The sequence below is a fragment of the Bacillus safensis FO-36b genome (genome assembly GCF_000691165.1).
GTDB classification, from domain to species: Bacteria; Bacillota; Bacilli; order Bacillales; family Bacillaceae; genus Bacillus; species Bacillus safensis.
Genome location: NZ_ASJD01000016.1, coordinates 17,887 through 35,005 on the forward strand (window position 1 = coordinate 17,887; position 17,119 = coordinate 35,005).

The 17,119-nt window shown below is 42.3% G+C and carries 18 protein-coding genes and 1 tRNA gene; all 19 read left to right on the plus strand.

Translation table 11 applies throughout. From position 1 onward, the window contains the following. The first annotated feature begins 125 nt into the window (after positions 1–125). The 19 genes from ispE to BA81_RS18180 all read left to right on the plus strand — a co-directional run bounded on the left by ispE (position 126) and on the right by BA81_RS18180 (position 17,063). On the plus strand, positions 126–995 hold the full coding sequence (ispE, locus tag BA81_RS18090; protein WP_019743558.1) for a 4-(cytidine 5'-diphospho)-2-C-methyl-D-erythritol kinase: 870 nt from the start codon (positions 126–128) through the stop codon (positions 993–995). Between the two features lie 55 nt (positions 996–1,050). Beyond that, complete coding sequence (gene purR, locus BA81_RS18095) at positions 1,051–1,884, plus strand: pur operon repressor (RefSeq protein ID WP_024427197.1); 834 nt, start codon at positions 1,051–1,053, stop codon at positions 1,882–1,884. 38 nt (positions 1,885–1,922) lie between these two features. Then, complete coding sequence (gene ridA, locus BA81_RS18100) at positions 1,923–2,300, plus strand: 2-iminobutanoate/2-iminopropanoate deaminase (RefSeq protein ID WP_024425639.1); 378 nt, start codon at positions 1,923–1,925, stop codon at positions 2,298–2,300. 224 nt (positions 2,301–2,524) lie between these two features. Further along, positions 2,525–2,821: a septation regulator SpoVG gene (gene spoVG / locus BA81_RS18105; protein ID WP_008357439.1), complete on the plus strand. Its 297-nt coding sequence runs from the start codon at positions 2,525–2,527 to the stop codon at positions 2,819–2,821. A 198-nt stretch (positions 2,822–3,019) separates the two neighbouring features. Further along, positions 3,020–4,390: a bifunctional UDP-N-acetylglucosamine diphosphorylase/glucosamine-1-phosphate N-acetyltransferase GlmU gene (glmU, locus tag BA81_RS18110; protein ID WP_024425640.1), complete on the plus strand. Its 1,371-nt coding sequence runs from the start codon at positions 3,020–3,022 to the stop codon at positions 4,388–4,390. A gap of 22 nt (positions 4,391–4,412) precedes the next feature. Continuing rightward, the gene (locus tag BA81_RS18115) at positions 4,413–5,366 is read left to right on the plus strand and encodes a ribose-phosphate diphosphokinase (protein ID WP_034284154.1); all 954 of its coding nucleotides are present in this window, start codon (positions 4,413–4,415) and stop codon (positions 5,364–5,366) included. A 138-nt stretch (positions 5,367–5,504) separates the two neighbouring features. Further along, positions 5,505–6,131 (plus strand): 50S ribosomal protein L25/general stress protein Ctc, encoded by a 627-nt coding sequence (locus tag BA81_RS18120; RefSeq protein WP_034284155.1) that lies wholly within the window; start codon positions 5,505–5,507, stop codon positions 6,129–6,131. Positions 6,132–6,271: 140 nt separating this feature from the next. Further along, entirely contained in the window at positions 6,272–6,838 is a 567-nt protein-coding gene (gene pth / locus BA81_RS18125) for an aminoacyl-tRNA hydrolase (protein WP_034284157.1), read from the plus strand. A gap of 55 nt (positions 6,839–6,893) precedes the next feature. Beyond that, entirely contained in the window at positions 6,894–7,124 is a 231-nt protein-coding gene (fin, locus tag BA81_RS18130) for an anti-sigma-F factor Fin (RefSeq protein WP_003217967.1), read from the plus strand. A gap of 67 nt (positions 7,125–7,191) precedes the next feature. After that, a complete protein-coding gene (gene mfd / locus BA81_RS18135) occupies positions 7,192–10,725 on the plus strand; it encodes a transcription-repair coupling factor (RefSeq protein ID WP_034284158.1) in 3,534 nt (1,177 codons plus the stop codon). A 139-nt stretch (positions 10,726–10,864) separates the two neighbouring features. Further along, a complete protein-coding gene (gene spoVT, locus BA81_RS18140) occupies positions 10,865–11,401 on the plus strand; it encodes a stage V sporulation protein T (protein WP_034284159.1) in 537 nt (178 codons plus the stop codon). Positions 11,402–11,588: 187 nt separating this feature from the next. After that, positions 11,589–13,193 carry a putative polysaccharide biosynthesis protein gene (locus BA81_RS18145; protein WP_034284161.1) on the plus strand — a complete coding sequence of 535 codons (1,605 nt, stop codon included), beginning with the start codon at positions 11,589–11,591 and terminating at the stop codon, positions 13,191–13,193. Beyond that, positions 13,183–14,667 (plus strand): bifunctional methyltransferase/pyrophosphohydrolase YabN, encoded by a 1,485-nt coding sequence (yabN, locus tag BA81_RS18150; RefSeq protein ID WP_034284163.1) that lies wholly within the window; start codon positions 13,183–13,185, stop codon positions 14,665–14,667. Before BA81_RS18145 ends, yabN begins: the two co-directional genes overlap by 11 nt. Next, complete coding sequence (locus BA81_RS18155; RefSeq protein WP_008341839.1) at positions 14,664–14,924, plus strand: RNA-binding S4 domain-containing protein; 261 nt, start codon at positions 14,664–14,666, stop codon at positions 14,922–14,924. The genes yabN and BA81_RS18155 overlap by 4 nt, the downstream gene beginning before the upstream one ends. 73 nt (positions 14,925–14,997) lie before the next feature. Then, complete coding sequence (gene yabP, locus BA81_RS18160) at positions 14,998–15,306, plus strand: sporulation protein YabP (RefSeq protein ID WP_024425646.1); 309 nt, start codon at positions 14,998–15,000, stop codon at positions 15,304–15,306. After that, on the plus strand, positions 15,303–15,941 hold the full coding sequence (yabQ, locus tag BA81_RS18165; RefSeq protein ID WP_034284164.1) for a spore cortex biosynthesis protein YabQ: 639 nt from the start codon (positions 15,303–15,305) through the stop codon (positions 15,939–15,941). The genes yabP and yabQ overlap by 4 nt, the downstream gene beginning before the upstream one ends. Positions 15,942–15,959: 18 nt before the next feature. Continuing rightward, positions 15,960–16,334 (plus strand): FtsB family cell division protein, encoded by a 375-nt coding sequence (locus BA81_RS18170; protein ID WP_003217952.1) that lies wholly within the window; start codon positions 15,960–15,962, stop codon positions 16,332–16,334. 82 nt (positions 16,335–16,416) lie between these two features. Further along, positions 16,417–16,812, plus strand: coding sequence for a S1 domain-containing RNA-binding protein (locus tag BA81_RS18175; protein WP_008357409.1), 396 nt, complete (start codon positions 16,417–16,419; stop codon positions 16,810–16,812). Between the two features lie 177 nt (positions 16,813–16,989). After that, positions 16,990–17,063, plus strand: a tRNA-Met gene (locus BA81_RS18180). Positions 17,064–17,119 lie beyond the last annotated feature (56 nt).

Below are 17,119 nucleotides of genomic sequence, written 5' to 3' on the forward strand. Positions count from 1 at the left end.
AGGTGTCTCTGGCTTTTTTTGCTGAAAAAGTCAGTGTGCTGGGCGTAAAAGCCAATATTCATCAGATCCATCAAATGTGATACAATATTGATACTTATGTTTAGATGGAGAAGTAGGTGAAATGTTTGCGTATTTTAGAAAAAGCACCGGCAAAAATTAATCTCTCACTTGATGTTCATGGAAAAAGACCGGATGGATATCACGAAGTGGAGATGGTGATGACAACAATAGACCTTGCAGATCGACTTGAGCTGACGGAGCTGGACAAAGACGAAATCCGTGTATCATCTCATAATCGATTTGTGCCAGATGATCAGCGTAACTTGGCTTATCAAGCGGCTAAATTACTGAAAACAAGGTTCGGTATTCAAAAAGGGGTATCGATTGTCATCACAAAAGCAATTCCTGTTGCAGCAGGTTTAGCTGGAGGCAGCAGTGATGCTGCAGCAGCGCTTCGCGGTTTAAACCGTTTGTGGAAGTTGAATCTCACGTTAGATGAACTAGCTGAGCTTGGAGCGGAGATTGGCTCAGATGTGTCTTTTTGTGTACACGGAGGCACAGCACTAGCGACAGGACGTGGAGAGAAACTGAAGCATATCGCCACACCGCCGCATTGCTGGGTGATTTTAGCGAAGCCGGTGATTGGGGTATCTACAGCTGAAGTTTATAGACAATATGACGCAAGCAAAGTAGAACACCCAAATGTACAGCGTATGATTGAAGCCATTGAAGCGAAAGATTATAAAGAGATGTGCGGCTCACTCGGTAACGTTCTGGAGTCTGTGACATTAAAGATGTATCCGGAAGTAGATATGATCAAAAGACAGATGAAGCGTTTCGGTGCTGATGCTGTATTAATGAGTGGAAGCGGCCCAACTGTATTTGGCTTGATTCAATATGAATCGAAGGTACAAAGAATATATAACGGACTGAGAGGATTTTGTGATCAAGTATACGCTGTCCGCATGATCGGCGAACAAAATGCCCTTGATTAAATCCGTATATTAAGTTATATTATTCATAAATTATTCGGGTTCTGGGGGTAAGTTCATGAAGTTTCGTCGAAGCGGCAGATTGGTGGACTTAACAAATTATTTGTTAGCCCACCCGCACGTACTAGTACCTTTAACTTTTTTTGCAGAACGTTATCAATCTGCAAAGTCCTCCATTAGTGAAGACTTAACGATTATCAAACAGACCTTCGAACAGCAGGGAATAGGCACATTGCTTACTGTACCTGGCGCTGCTGGCGGAGTGAAATATATTCCTAAAATTCACCTAAAAGAAGCAGATGACGTAGTAAACGATATCGGAGAGGCATTATCAACTCCTGAACGTGTACTTCCTGGCGGTTATTTATATTTAACCGATGTTTTAGGCAATCCATCGATTCTTGCGAAAATCGGTAAGCTGTTTGCGACCATCTTTGCGGACCGTGCGATTGATGTCGTCATGACCGTTGCGACAAAGGGTATTCCAATTGCCTATTCTGTTGCGGGTTATTTAAATGTGCCTGTTGTGATCGTTAGAAAAGATAATAAGGTAACCGAAGGATCAACAGTCAGTATTAATTATGCGTCAGGTTCGTCTAACCGAATTCAAACCATGTCCCTTGCAAAGCGCAGCTTAGATAAAGGCTCCAATGTGCTGATCATTGATGACTTTATGAAAGCGGGCGGAACCATTAACGGCATGATGAATTTGCTTGAGGAATTTAATGCAAATGTTGCAGGGATCGGTGTTCTTTTAGAAGATGAAGGCGTAGATGAACGTCTTGTCGATGAATATGTCTCGTTGTTAAAGCTTTCAACCATTGATATGAAGCAAAAAATCATTGAGATCAATGAAGGCAATTTCCACGAGTTTTTTCATCCGAAAGCGTAAGCTTTGATTAAACATGTATTTGAATGGGAGAGATTGATATGACAAAAGTTGTTCAAACCAAACATGCACCAGCAGCCATTGGACCTTACTCTCAAGGAATTATTGTCAATAACATGTTTTACAGCTCAGGGCAGATTCCATTAACCCCAGCTGGAGATTTTGTCAATGGAGATATTAAAGAACAAACACATCAAGTATTCCGTAATCTTGAGGCTGTACTTGAAGCAGCAGGTGCTTCCTTTGAAACAGTCGTGAAAGCAACTGTTTTCATCAAAGATATGGAACAATTCGCTGAAGTGAATGAAGTGTACGGTGAGTATTTCCATACACATAAGCCAGCTCGTTCATGTGTGGAAGTGGCAAGACTTCCAAAGGATGCGCTTGTAGAAATAGAAGTAGTTGCATTAGTGAAATAAACAGGCACTCTCAATGAAAGCCGTTTGGTTTCATCATATGCAGGGAAAGACATCATCATGATGTCTTTTTTTATGCTGAGAATGTAAGCGTCGTCACGAATATGACAAATAATGTATAAATATCCCGATATTTCAAAAAAAGTTTAAAAAAAGAGCAGGAGAATCACCACGATCGTTGAATACCTAAGTAATGCTTTTATATTGGGAAAAGGTGGTGAACTACTGTGGAAGTTACTGACGTAAGATTACGCCGCGTGAATACCGATGGTCGCATGAGGGCGATTGCATCCATCACGCTGGACCACGAATTTGTTGTTCATGATATTCGTGTGATTGATGGAAATAATGGGTTGTTTGTTGCAATGCCTAGCAAACGCACGCCCGATGGAGAGTTTCGCGACATTGCACATCCAATTAATTCAAGCACTCGGGGTAAAATCCAAGATGCTGTATTAAATGAATATCATCGCTTAGGCGAAGAGGAAGAAACAATTGAATATGAAGAAGCTGGAGCTTCTTAATCATACGTGAACCTAAAAAGACAGCTTTAAGAGAAAATGAATGTTTTCTTTTAAATGCTGTCTTTTTTGCGTTCTTTCTCTTGTTTCTTAAGTCATTCATCTGTTAGAAAATTATTGTACTTCCTTATGTATCCTTGAAATCAGTCTTTATTTAGGATATATTTTTCTATGGATAATAGGGATATTGGAGGCCAATCAATGGATAAGCGGTTCGCAGTGATTTTAGCAGCGGGAAAAGGAACGAGAATGAAGTCAAAGCTATATAAAGTACTTCATCCAGTTTGCGGAAAGCCAATGGTCGAGCATGTGGCAGATGAAGCGTTAAAGCTTTCTTTAGCCAAGCTGGTGACGATTGTCGGTCATGGTGCAGAGGACGTGAAAGAGCAGCTTGGAGACAGAAGTGAGTATGCACTTCAAGAAGAACAGCTGGGAACAGCCCATGCCGTTAAACAAGCAAAGTCGTTCCTCGCGCAGGAAAAGGGAACAACCATTGTCATTTGTGGTGATACGCCATTATTGACAGCGGAAACAATGGAAGCCATGTTAAGCGAGCATCAAAAACATCAAGCAAAAGTCACTATTTTAACAGCACATGCGGATGATCCAACAGGCTATGGCCGTATTATTCGTGACGAAACAGGTGCTGTCGTGAAAATTGTGGAGCATAAAGATGCGAACGATGCAGAGCGTCAAGTGAATGAAATTAATACAGGGACTTATTGCTTTTCAAATGAAGATCTCTTCCGTGTGATTGAGCAAGTGTCGAATGAAAATGCACAGGGTGAATACTACTTGCCAGACGTTATTGAAATTCTAAAAAATGAAGGGCAAACAGTTGCAGCTTATCAAACACCGCATTTTGAAGAAACACTTGGAGTTAATGACCGTATCGCTCTATCACAAGCAGAGCAATTCATGAAGCGACGTATTAATCATCAGCATATGAAGAATGGTGTGACCTTGATTGATCCTGAGAACACGTATATTTCGCCAGATGCTGTCATCGGTGAAGATACAGTTATTTATCCTGGGACGGTCATCAAAGGGAATGTAAAAATTGGTGCAGACGCCACTATAGGGCCAAACACTGAAATTGTTGACAGCATCATCGGAGATCGAACAGTTATTAAGCAATCTGTCGTCTGCGATAGTGAGGTTGGAGTTGATGTGACAATTGGACCGTTTGCTCATATTCGCCCATTGTCGAAAATTGGCGATGAAGTAAAAATCGGAAATTTTGTCGAAATCAAGAAAACAGTTTTTGGAGACCGCAGCAAAGCATCTCATCTAAGCTACATTGGAGACGCAGAGGTCGGAACTGATGTAAATCTTGGCTGTGGTTCCATTACAGTCAACTATGATGGGAAAAACAAATTCTTAACGAAGATTGAAGACGGCGCATTTATTGGCTGTAATTCAAATCTCGTTGCACCAGTCACTGTCGGAAAAGGGGCATATGTTGCAGCCGGTTCAACGGTTACAGAAGATGTACCGCAGGATGCATTGTCTATTGCTAGAGCAAGACAAGTCAATAAAGAAGATTATGTGAAAAATATTCATAAAAAATAATCCAAATACCCGGAGGTTTACCATGTCTAATCGTTATGCTGATGCGAATTTAAAGATATTCTCTTTGAATTCAAACCCTGAACTTGCCAAAGAAATTGCCGATCGTATCGGAGTTGATGTAGGAAAGAGCTCTGTTAAACGCTTTAGTGACGGTGAAGTCCAAATCAATATTGAAGAAAGTATCCGCGGCTGTGATTGTTATGTTATTCAATCAACAAGTGCGCCAGTCAATGAGCATATTATGGAACTGCTCATTATGGTGGATGCGCTAAAACGCGCTTCTGCGAAAACTGTCAATATTGTGATCCCTTATTACGGATATGCACGTCAAGATCGTAAAGCAAAACCTCGTGAGCCAATCACTGCGAAGCTTTTTGCAAACTTGCTTGAAACAGCAGGTGCTACACGTGTGATTGCGCTTGATCTTCATGCGCCGCAAATCCAAGGTTTCTTCGATATTCCAATCGATAACTTAATGGCTGTGCCAATCTTAACAAACTATTTCGAACAGAAGAACTTGAATGATATCGTTGTTGTGTCTCCTGACCACGGTGGTGTGACACGTGCGCGTAAAATGGCAGACCGCCTGAAAGCGCCAATCGCAATTATCGACAAACGCCGTCCAAAGCCAAACGTTGCTGAAGTCATGAACATTATTGGTAACATTGAAGGCAAAACGGCCATTCTAATCGATGATATCATTGATACAGCTGGTACTATTACACTTGCTGCAAATGCGCTAGTCGAAAATGGAGCAGCTGAAGTATATGCTTGCTGTACGCACCCAGTCTTGTCTGGACCAGCAGTAGAACGCATCACAAACTCTAAAATTAAAGAATTAGTTGTGACAAACAGTATTCAATTAACTGATGACAAGAAAGCTGGAAAATTCATTCCGCTTTCAGTTGGGCCTTTGCTTGCAGAAGCCATCATCCGTGTACATGAAGAAGAATCTGTGAGCTACCTTTTTAGCTAATTTTCTGATTAAAAAAGGCCCTAGGCATCAAGCTTGGGGTCTTTTTGCTATCATCATTCACGGCAAATAGGTTTAAAATGATTCGGTTATGGGTAATTATGAGAGTAGTGACAAAAAAGAAATAGGATGGTGCTGAATATGGCAACTTTAAAAGCAAATAAAAGAACTGATTTCAAACGTTCCACACTGCAAAAAATCCGTCATTCAGGACACGTTCCTGGTGTCATATACGGAAAAAATACAGACAATCTGGCTGTTTCATTAGACAGCATCGATTTATTAAAAACCTTACGTGATGAAGGGAAGAATACAATCATCACCTTAGACGTGGGTGGTGAAACGAAATCTGTTATGGTGACAGAATTACAAACAGATCCGCTGAAAAACGAACTTGTTCATGCTGATTTCCAAGTCGTTGACTTACAGCGTGAAATTGAGGCAGATGTACCAATACAGCTGATTGGCGAGTCTAAAGGGGTAAAAGATGGCGGTGTGCTTCAGCAGCCACTATTTGAACTATCTGTTACAGCGAAACCAAAAGATATTCCGCAGAATATTGAAGCTGATATTACAAACTTAGAAGTCAATGATGTCTTAACAGTTGCTGATCTGCCTGTTCAGTCATCTTATCAAATCAATAACGATCCAGAAGAAGTCGTTGCCTCCATTCTGCCGCCTCAGCAATCAGAGGTTCCTGAGCCAGATAGCGAAGAAGAGCCGCAAGAGCCTGAGGCCATTAAAGAAAAGGATGACGATGGAGAATAACTGGTCATTTAGAGACGTAACCCTCCCGCGGTTGCGTCTTTTGTGCTAGAATGAAAAGAATTCATACGTTTTTACATGAGGCAATCTGATTGGCTCATTTTTTAGGCGTGTGCTGTGTGACAAAGGAGGTTATTGGTTTCATGATTGCATTCGTTGGATTAGGCAATCCAGGAAAAGAATATGAAAAAACAAGACATAATGTCGGGTTTATGACAATAGATGAATTATCAAAAAAATGGGACATTCCTTTAAATCAATCAAAATTCCATGGACAATTTGGAACTGGGTTTGTTTCGGGGCAAAAGGTTCTACTTGTAAAGCCGCTTACATATATGAACTTATCAGGAGAATGTGTGCGTCCGCTGATGGACTATTACGATATTCCCCTTGAACATTTGAAAGTGATCTATGATGATCTTGATTTGCCAACTGGCCGGATTCGCTTACGTACAAAAGGAAGTGCAGGCGGGCATAATGGAATCAAATCACTAATTCAGCATTTAGGTTCACCTGAATTTGACCGGTTCCGTATCGGCATTGGACGTCCTCAAAACGGCATGAAGGTCGTTGATTACGTACTAGGACGTTTCTCAGAAGAGGAACAGTCTGACATCGCATCAGCCATTCAATCGTCTGTCGAGGCTTGTGAAGCGGCTTTAAAAAAGCCATTTTTAGAAGTGATGAATGATTTTAACAAGAAGGTATAAGAATGATAAGCGAAGCACATACTGATCATAAAATCTCAGCATGGGAGGATCACGTATGGCTTTGCATTATTATTGCCGCCACTGTGGTGTAAAGGTGGGCAGTCTAGATGAATCTGCTGTCCAAAGTGAAGCACTTGGATTTCATCACTTAACAAATGAGGAAAGAAACGATATGATTTCTTATAGGGAAAATGGTGATTTACATGTACAAACCATTTGTGAGGATTGCCAAGAGGCGCTTGAAAGAAATCCTGATTACCATCAGTATCATACTTTTATTCAATAAAAAGCTTTGGTGTAGATATTAGACCAAAGCGTTTTTCTGTTTTAAACAAACAGGGAGGAGGAGCCAAATGAAAAACATACAATCATTTATCAAACAAAGTGATGATTTTCAGTCCATTTTTAATGGACTAAAGGAAGGGTTAAAAGAACAGCTGCTTGCCGGACTATCAGGCTCCGTCAGATCTTTATTTACAGCCGCGATATCAGACGAACTGAAGCGGCCAATGTTTATTGTGACTCACAATTTATATCAGGCGCAGAAGGTAACAGATGATCTAGCAAGTGTGATGCCGGATCGCTCGGTTCTTCTCTATCCTGTCAATGAACTCATCGCTTCAGAAATTGCAGTGGCCAGTCCTGAGCTGAGAGCACAGCGTTTGGATGTCTTGAATCGACTTGCGAATGGAGAAAACCCCATTATCGTCACTCCCGCTGCTGCGGTTCGCAGGATGCTTCCGCCAGTTGAGCTCTGGAAGGAGAGTCAGATCCATTTAAAGATCGGTGAAGAAATTGATTTGGAGGCGTTTTCAAAACAGCTCGTACAAATTGGTTATGACCGGACGTCGATGGTTGCAGCGCCCGGAGATTTTAGTGTGCGCGGAGGAATTATCGACATCTATGCATTAACGGAAGATCATCCAATCCGTATTGAACTGTTTGATACAGAAGTAGACTCGATTCGAACGTTTCATTCGGATACACAGCGTTCATTAGAAACCCTTCAAGAAATCAAAATAGGTCCTGCAAAAGAGTTAATTGTGAGAGGTCCTGAACGAGTGAGAGCCATTGAACAGCTTGATCAAGGGCTGGCGAAGAGCTTAAAGAAATTCAACTCAGATCAGCAAAAAGAACTGCTTCATCAAAATATTTCTGCTGACCGCGAGAAGCTGCTAGAAGGCATCGTGACACAGGAAATGACGAAGTACCTGTCCTATTTCTATGAAAAGCCTGCTAGTTTGCTAGATTACACATCGCAGGATACGATTATTATTTTAGATGAAATCAGCAGAATTCAGGAGATGGAAGAACAGCTTGAACAGGAAGAAGCCGATTGGACAATTAGTCTGCTTGAAGAAGGCAATATTCTTCATGATTTATCTCTATCTTTCCCGTTCCAAGAACTGATCAATCAGCAATCGAGATCCATTCTGTACTACTCTTTGTTTCTGAGACATGTCCAGCAGACAAATCCGCAAAATATCGTCAATGTATCTAGTAAGCAAATGCAGAATTTCCACGGGCAGATGAATGTGCTGGCGAGTGAAATTGAACGCTATAAAAAACAGCAATACACGGTTGTCTTCTTAGGTGCTGATGAAGAGCGGACAGAAAAGCTGTCGTCTGTTCTGCATGATTATGACATTGAAGCCGCTCTTGCTAAACCGAACGCTGAGCTTGTAAGCGGACAGGTGTATATTTTACAAGGTGAGCTGCAAACGGGCTTTGAATTGCCGTTATCAAAAATTGCTGTGATCACAGAAGGTGAACTCTTCAAGAAACGTGTGAAAAAACAGGCACGTAAGCAAAAGCTGACCAATGCAGAGCGAATCAAGAGCTATTCAGAGCTTCAAGTCGGCGATTATGTGGTGCACATTAACCACGGGATCGGTAAATATTTAGGAATTGAAACGCTTGAAATCGGCGGCATTCATAAAGATTATTTAAATATTCATTATCAAGGAAGCGACAAGCTTTATGTACCGGTTGAACAAATTGATCAGGTGCAGAAATATGTAGGATCAGAAGGTAAAGAACCAAAGCTGTACAAACTAGGCGGCAGCGATTGGAAACGTGTGAAGAAAAAAGTGGAAACATCTGTACAGGACATCGCAGATGATCTGATTAAACTGTACGCAGAACGCGAGGCAAGCAAAGGATATGCCTTCTCGCCTGATCATGAGATGCAGCGCCAGTTTGAATCCGCGTTCCCTTACCAGGAAACAGATGATCAAATCCGTTCAATTCACGAAATTAAACAGGATATGGAGCGGGAACGTCCAATGGACCGTCTGCTTTGTGGAGATGTGGGTTACGGAAAAACGGAGGTGGCCATTCGAGCGGCCTTCAAAGCCATTGCTGACGGGAAGCAGGTAGCCCTGCTAGTTCCGACAACCATCTTAGCACAGCAGCATTTTGACACAATCATGGACCGATTCCAAGACTACCCTGTCAAAATCGCGCAGCTGAGCCGTTTCCGTACAAGAAAAGAAACAACTGAAACGTTAAAAGGACTGAAAAACGGAACGATCGATATGGTTATCGGCACACACCGTCTTCTTTCAAAAGACATCGTCTACAAGGATTTAGGCCTGTTGATCATTGATGAGGAACAGCGTTTTGGTGTGACGCATAAAGAGAAAATTAAACAGATGAAAGCCAATATCGACGTACTGACATTAACGGCTACGCCAATTCCGCGTACGCTTCATATGTCCATGCTAGGCGTGCGGGATTTATCAGTGATTGAAACACCGCCTGAAAATCGATTCCCTGTTCAAACCTATGTGGTCGAGTACAATGGCGCTTTAGTCAGAGAAGCGATTGAGCGAGAATTAGCACGCGGCGGTCAAGTGTACTTCCTTTACAACCGTGTTGAGGATATTGAACGAAAAGCAGACGAAATCTCCATGCTGGTCCCAGACGCAAAAGTCAGTTATGCACACGGGAAAATGAGTGAGAACGAGCTGGAATCAGTGATGATCAATTTCCTTGAAGGTGAATCAGATGTATTGGTCAGTACCACCATCATTGAAACGGGAGTCGATATTCCAAATGTGAACACGCTCATCGTCCACGATGCCGATAAAATGGGGCTCTCTCAGCTGTACCAGCTAAGAGGACGAGTCGGGCGTTCGAACCGTGTCGCTTATGCTTATTTCACGTATCGAAAAGATAAAGTTCTTTCTGAAGTTGCGGAGAAAAGACTTCAAGCCATTAAAGAATTCACAGAGCTCGGATCTGGGTTTAAAATTGCGATGCGTGATTTAACAATTCGAGGAGCAGGGAACTTACTTGGTGCTCAGCAGCATGGCTTCATTGATTCGGTTGGATTCGATCTCTATTCTCAAATGCTGAAAGAAGCCATTGAGGAAAGAAGAGGCGATACAACGGCTCAAGATAAATTCGAGCCAGAAATTGATCTGCAAATTGATGCTTACATCCCAGACACTTATATTTCGGATGGCAAGCAAAAGATTGAAATGTATAAACAGTTCAGAGCAATTGGATCGATTGAAGAGAGAAAAGAGCTTCAGGATGAAATGATCGACCGATTTGGTGAATATCCGCAAGAAGTGGCTGACTTGTTTACGATTGCGACAATGAAGGTGTACGCTGTCCAGGAACGTGTCGAGCTGATCAAGATGGAGAAAGGCATTGTCAGAATGACCCTTGATGAGAAAGCAAGCGGTGAAATCGACGGCCAAAAATTATTTGAGCTTGGCAGTAAATATGGACGTGAAATCGGATTGGGAATGGAAGGCAGCAAGCTGATTATTTCTGTCCAAACGAAAGGCAAGAAGACAGAGGAATGGCTTGAGGTTGTTCTTAACATGCTTCGAGGCCTTCAAGATGTGAAAAAAGAAACCATTCCATCTTCATAAAATTTTGTTTGTCTCTCGTGTATATTACGTTTGATGTGACGGATACTAAACTCAGGGTCAAGTGGTGAATGTTGCATAAAGTGGACGCTTTTGTTCCATTCACCCAACACATCATCAAACGAAAGAGAGGCAGCAGTGAATGAAAGCAACTGGAATTGTACGCCGCATCGATGATCTAGGTAGAGTGGTTATTCCGAAGGAGATTCGCAGAACATTGCGCATTCGGGAAGGAGATCCGCTTGAGATTTTCGTCGACCGCGATGGAGAAGTGATTTTGAAGAAGTATTCGCCGATTAGTGAGCTAGGAGACTTTGCGAAGGAATATGCTGATGCATTATTCGACAGTTTGGGTCATTCCATCCTGATCTGTGATCGAGATACGTATATTGCTGTATCCGGCAGTTCGAAAAAAGAGTACTTAAACAAATCCATCAGTGATTTACTTGAACGAACAATGGATCAGCGTAATTCTGTGTTAGAAGAAAGCAAAAAAGAAATTCAACTTGTCGATGGTATTGATGATGACGTATCTTCTTATACCATTGCACCTATTGTTGCAAACGGAGATCCGATTGGCGCTGTCGTCTTATTTTCTAAAGAGCGTTCAATGGGAGAAGTGGAGCATAAAGCGGCAGAGACAGCAGCTGGCTTCTTAGCCCGTCAAATGGAACATTAGGTCTAATAACTCTATATCATTTTGATAAAACGAAAGAATGCCGATGAAATCATTTGATTTTGTCGGTTTTTTATATGGAATGAAACAAAACGAGACATGTGCCGTCTACTCCTTAGAAAGGAACGTCTTTTTCACGTATGATATAATGAGTGCGTTTAACTGTAGATCTATTTTAAAGGAGTCATCCATGAAAAATGCAGTGAATCAGCCGCACTGGCTTTTCCAGGGTGCGGTGATTTTGACCATCGCAGGCTTGTTATCAAAGGTACTAAGTGCCGTTTACCGTGTCCCGTTTCAAAACATCGTAGGGGACACAGGGTTTTATATTTATCAGCAGGTATATCCTTTCCTTGGCATTGCCATCATGCTTGGTACAACAGGTTTTCCTGTCATGGTGTCCAAGCTTTTGAGTGAGCATGGGGAAGAGAATCGACGGATCATTACAAGGGTATCCTTGGTCTATATCACTTTACTGAGCCTGGTCTTATTTCTTTGTCTTTACATAGGAGCAGGCACAATTGCGGGTCTTATGGCAGACAGTCAATTAATTCTGCTTATCCAGATGAGTGCTTTTGTGTTTCTATTTCTGCCGCTCACTGTGATGCTGAGGGGAGTTTTTCAGAGTGACGGTCTGATGCTTCCAACGGCTGTTTCTCAGTTGGTTGAGCAGCTCATCAGGGTAGGTGTCCTGCTTGTTTTATCCTTCTATTTCGTGAGGCACGGCTATTCGCTTTATGAAACAGGGGCGGGTGCAGTGTTCTCTTCTATCGCGGGAAGTGCGGCCTCGCTCATTTTGCTTCTTTTCCTTTGGCTGACCTATCGAAAGCAGTCTGCTGCAAGTATGTCAGGCAAACAGGCGACACTTCGAAAAAAAGATGTTATGAAGAGTTTGGTGCTGTATACATTGACGATTTGTGTCAGCGGTTTGCTCATTTTATGGATGCAAATGATTGATGCTTTTCATCTGTATGCGCTGCTGCGCAGCGAGGGTCTCAGTGAAGCGGCGGCAAAGGCGGCGAAAGGTGTATATGACCGAGGCCAGCCTTTCTTACAGCTCGGAACGGTGTTTGCCATCAGCATCGGAACCTCTCTTGTGCCATTTTTATCAGCAGCCATGAGGAATGGAGAGCATGAAACGATACGGCAAAAAGTTCGGTCATCGGTTAAGACCACGTCGGTATTAGGGATAGGGTCAGCGGTTGGACTGATTTGTATTTTAGCACCAGTCAATACAATGCTTTTTCGTAATGATTTAGGCACCGATGCCTTGCAAATATTCTGTATATCGATCGCCTTTACATCGATTGCCATTACGCAGACGGCTTTACTGCAAGGGCTCGGGCATACTGTGTACCCTGCTGTTGTGGTGGTCCTCAGCGTGCTGGTGAAATGGATTCTAACGATTGCGCTTGTACCGTTATTTGGCATCCAAGGTGCCGCATGGTCAACTGTATGTGGTTTTCTCACAGCAGCTGTGCTCAATGCCGTTTATTTGAAGCATAAAGGATGGATTTCGTTGAGAGAGCTGTTCCCGGTGAAAATTCTTTTATCAGCCGCCTTCATGGCTGTGGTCTTAATAGGATATCAGGCTCTGTTTTCATGGGTCATCCCCTTTGAAAAACGTCCGTTTTCCGTTTTAGAGAGCCTGACATCAGTTTTTATTGGTGGTTTCGCCTTTTTATATAGTATTCTTAAGCTAGAAGTATTTACGGACGAGGAATGGAGACTCATTCCATTAGGAGAAAAGATTTTATATTTTAAACAGATGAGAGGGAATCAAAATGGCAGGTAAGATTACCGTCGTCGGTCTCGGGGCAGGCGACATGGATCAGCTGACGCTCGGTGTATATAAGCAGCTGAAGCAGGCGAAAGAAGTATTTATGAGAACGCAGGATCATCCGCTTACCGCAGAGTTGATGCAGGAGGTCCCAGCTCTCACCTTTTTTGATGAAATTTATGAAAAGCACGATCAGTTTGATCAGGTGTATCAGGAAATTACCGAAATATTATTTTCAGAGGCAGCGGAAAAAGACATTGTGTACGCAGTACCTGGTCATCCATTTGTGGCGGAAAAGACCGTACAGCTGCTCGTTTCCGGGCAGAAAGAGCGCGGGATTGAGGTGTCTGTCGCTGGTGGACAAAGCTTTCTAGATGCGACATTCAACTCCTTGCAGATTGATCCCATCGAGGGATTACAATTCGTTGATGCAGGGGATATGAGAGCGGATGATCTGAAATTAACCCAGCACGTCCTGATTTGTCAGGTATATGATCAGATGACAGCTTCGAATGTGAAACTCACACTGATGGAAAAGCTTCCCGACGATTATGAAGTTTATATTGTGACTGCAGCTGGAAGCAGTCAGGAACAGATTACTGCCGTTCCTTTATTTGAACTTGATCGAGATGTGTCGATAAATAACTTAACGAGTGTTTATGTTCCTCCGATTCAAGATGAACAGCTGCTTTATCAACAATTTGACACCTTCCGTGACGTCATACGTACATTAAGAGGTCCGGGCGGCTGCCCATGGGATCAAAAACAAACAAATGAATCACTCAAACCATATTTAATTGAAGAATGCTATGAACTGCTTGAAGCGATAGATGAAGATGACCCAGATCATATGGTGGAAGAGCTTGGCGATGTGCTGCTGCAGGTGCTGCTTCACGCTCAAATTGGCGAAGATGACGGTTATTTCTCAATCGATGACGTCATTCAGCATGTCACAGAAAAAATGATTCGGCGGCACCCCCATGTGTTTGGTGACACGAATGTTTCTGAGGCAGCAGATGTGGTTGCCAACTGGGAAAAAATCAAGCAGCAGGAGAAGCCAGAGCGGACCGGTTCTATTTTGCAATCGATTCCGGCGACACTTCCAGCACTAACAAAGGCATATAAGCTCCAAAAGAAAGCTGCCAAGGTAGGCTTTGATTGGACAGATGTTCAAGATATTTGGAACAAATACGAAGAAGAAAAGCAGGAATTTCTCGATGAAGTGGCAGAGAAGACGGACGATGGTGCAACGAAGCAGATGAAAGATGAATTTGGAGATCTTTTGTTTGTTCTCGTCAATATTGGCCGGTTCTATCACTTAGAGCCTGAAACGGCACTCGCTTCTGCCAACACAAAATTCATACGGCGCTTTCAGCATATCGAACAAAAAGCAAAGGAAATAGGCCGTTCATTAGGTGACTTAACGCTAGAGGAAATGGACGATCTATGGAACGATGCAAAACGCATAGAAAGAGGTGAAGGCACATGAGACTAGATAAATTTTTAAAAGTGTCCCGTTTAATTAAAAGAAGAACATTGGCAAAAGAAGTAGCTGATCAAGGCAGGATTTCTATTAACGGAACACAGGCGAAAGCAAGCTCTGACGTGAAAGAAGGAGATGAGCTGCAAATCCGCTTTGGTCAAAAACTAGTGACTGTTCAAGTCAACGAGTTAAAGGACACGACGAAAAAAGAAGAAGCGGCTGGCATGTATACTGTGCTAAAAGAAGAAAAAACAGCAGAATAGGGCTTGTTCTAAATGACCCTCTTATCACATACAATGCAGTAACATGCAAGTATGAGATATGGGGGATGTATAGATGAATCAATATTATAATCAACCTCAAGGCACGAAGCTGTCATCAGACGCGGAGCATAATGTCACAATGCGAAACAGAAAGCATTTAGATATTACTGGTGTCAAACAAGTGGAAAGTTTTGATAGTGAGGAATTTCTGCTGGAGACGGTCATGGGGATTCTCGCCATCCGCGGAGAAAATCTGCAAATGAAAAACCTAGACGTCGAAAAGGGCGTTGTGTCGATTAAAGGGCGTGTTTTTGATTTAATCTATGTGGATGAGCAGCACGGGGAGAAAGCTAAAGGATTTTTTAGCAAGCTGTTTAAATGACGCTGACAGTCCAGTTTTATACGATGCTTTCCATGGCGGCGATGGGCATCTGGCTGGGCGCATCGCTTGATACGTACAAGCTGTTTGTGAATCGGGAAAAAACAGCAAAATGGCTTTTGATTATCCACGATCTCCTTTTTTGGATGGTACAGGGTCTCTTATTCTTTTACGTCCTGCTGCTGACAAATGAGGGAGAATTCAGGCTTTATATTTTTCTAGCCGTTGCTCTAGGTTTCTCGATGTATCAGGCATTGATGAAACATCTGTATCTTAAGATTCTCAAGTTTATCATGATGTGTGTATATCAGACCGTTCTCTTCCTGAAAAGGCTGGTCATGTCGATTGTCTTCCAGCCGATCCGCTGGATGATCACATTGGTTATAAGTGCTATACTGTTCTTGCTCCACTCGCTCTTACGTCTAGTTCGTTTTACGTTTCGGTTCGTGTGGAAGGTGCTGTCGATTGTTTGTTATCCGCTCATCTGGTTACTCAATGTGACCATTATTCATCGGATTCCCGAAAAATGGCGAACATCAATGAGATTGTTTTTCTCAAAAGGAGCAGGAATTTTACAAGGGGCCAAGAAATTATCTGGTACCATCAAAACGAAATGGAAACAATTCTGGACAAAGTGAGAGAGGAGGCCTTCAATCTTGAACAAGAGAAAAAGAAATATCGCACAAATTCAAAATGATTACCAAAAACAAATGGAACAGCAAGCGCAGCGCTTAAAACGCAAACGTCGCGGACTCCTTAGAAGGCTTACCGTGTTTGGTGTAATCGTGCTCATGTTTGCTGTCTTGGTGACAAGTGCCCTCTGGTCGCAATCGTCTTCACTAAAGGAAAAAGAAGAGAAGAAGGTTGCGCTAGAAAAAGAGTTGAAGCAATTACAAACAAAGCAGGAAGATATTTCTGATGAAATTAAGAAGCTGAAAAGCAAGGAATACGTACTCGAACTGGCACGACGGGACTATTATATGTCCAAAAAAGGCGAAAAAATCTTTGATGTGGGCAATAAGAGCGATTAGCCTTGTTGACACTTAAAATTCAGTTTATGTATAATTGAACAAATGAGATTTTTTTATAAGTCTAAGGAGGAGCACTTTTTTTATGTCGATTGAAGTTGGCAGCAAGTTACAAGGGAAAGTTACGGGCATTACAAATTTTGGAGCTTTTGTGGAGTTGCCAGGCGGTTCAACTGGTCTCGTTCATATCAGTGAGGTAGCCGATAACTATGTAAAAGATATTAATGAGCATTTAAAAGTCGGTGAACAAGTTGAAGTGAAAGTGATTAACGTTGAAAAAGACGGTAAAATCGGCTTGTCCATTAAAAAAGCAAAAGATCGTCCTCAACAACAATCAAGACCAAGCAGAAATGATTTCCGTCCGAAGGAATCGTTTGAACAAAAAATGAACAAATTCTTAAAAGATAGCGAAGATCGCTTAACATCTTTAAAACGTAACACGGAATCAAAACGTGGGGGGCGCGGAGCAAGAAGAGGTTAACTTGTTGCTGCTTTCTATATATTTTTACAACAAAGCATCTGCTGTTCAGCAGGTGCTTTTTTTCATGATCCATCCGATATTTTTTGAGATTTCGTCATTTAATTTAAAACTTTCTATTGACGGACAAGCGAATCCTTTGTATTATAGTTCTTGTGCTTCTTAGCGCATTTTCATTATGGCGGTGTAGCTCAGCTGGCTAGAGCGTACGGTTCATACCCGTGAGGTCGGGGGTTCGATCCCCTCCGCCGCTATCCTTTTAACTAGAACATAAAGCAAGGCCCGTTGGTCAAGCGGTTAAGACACCGCC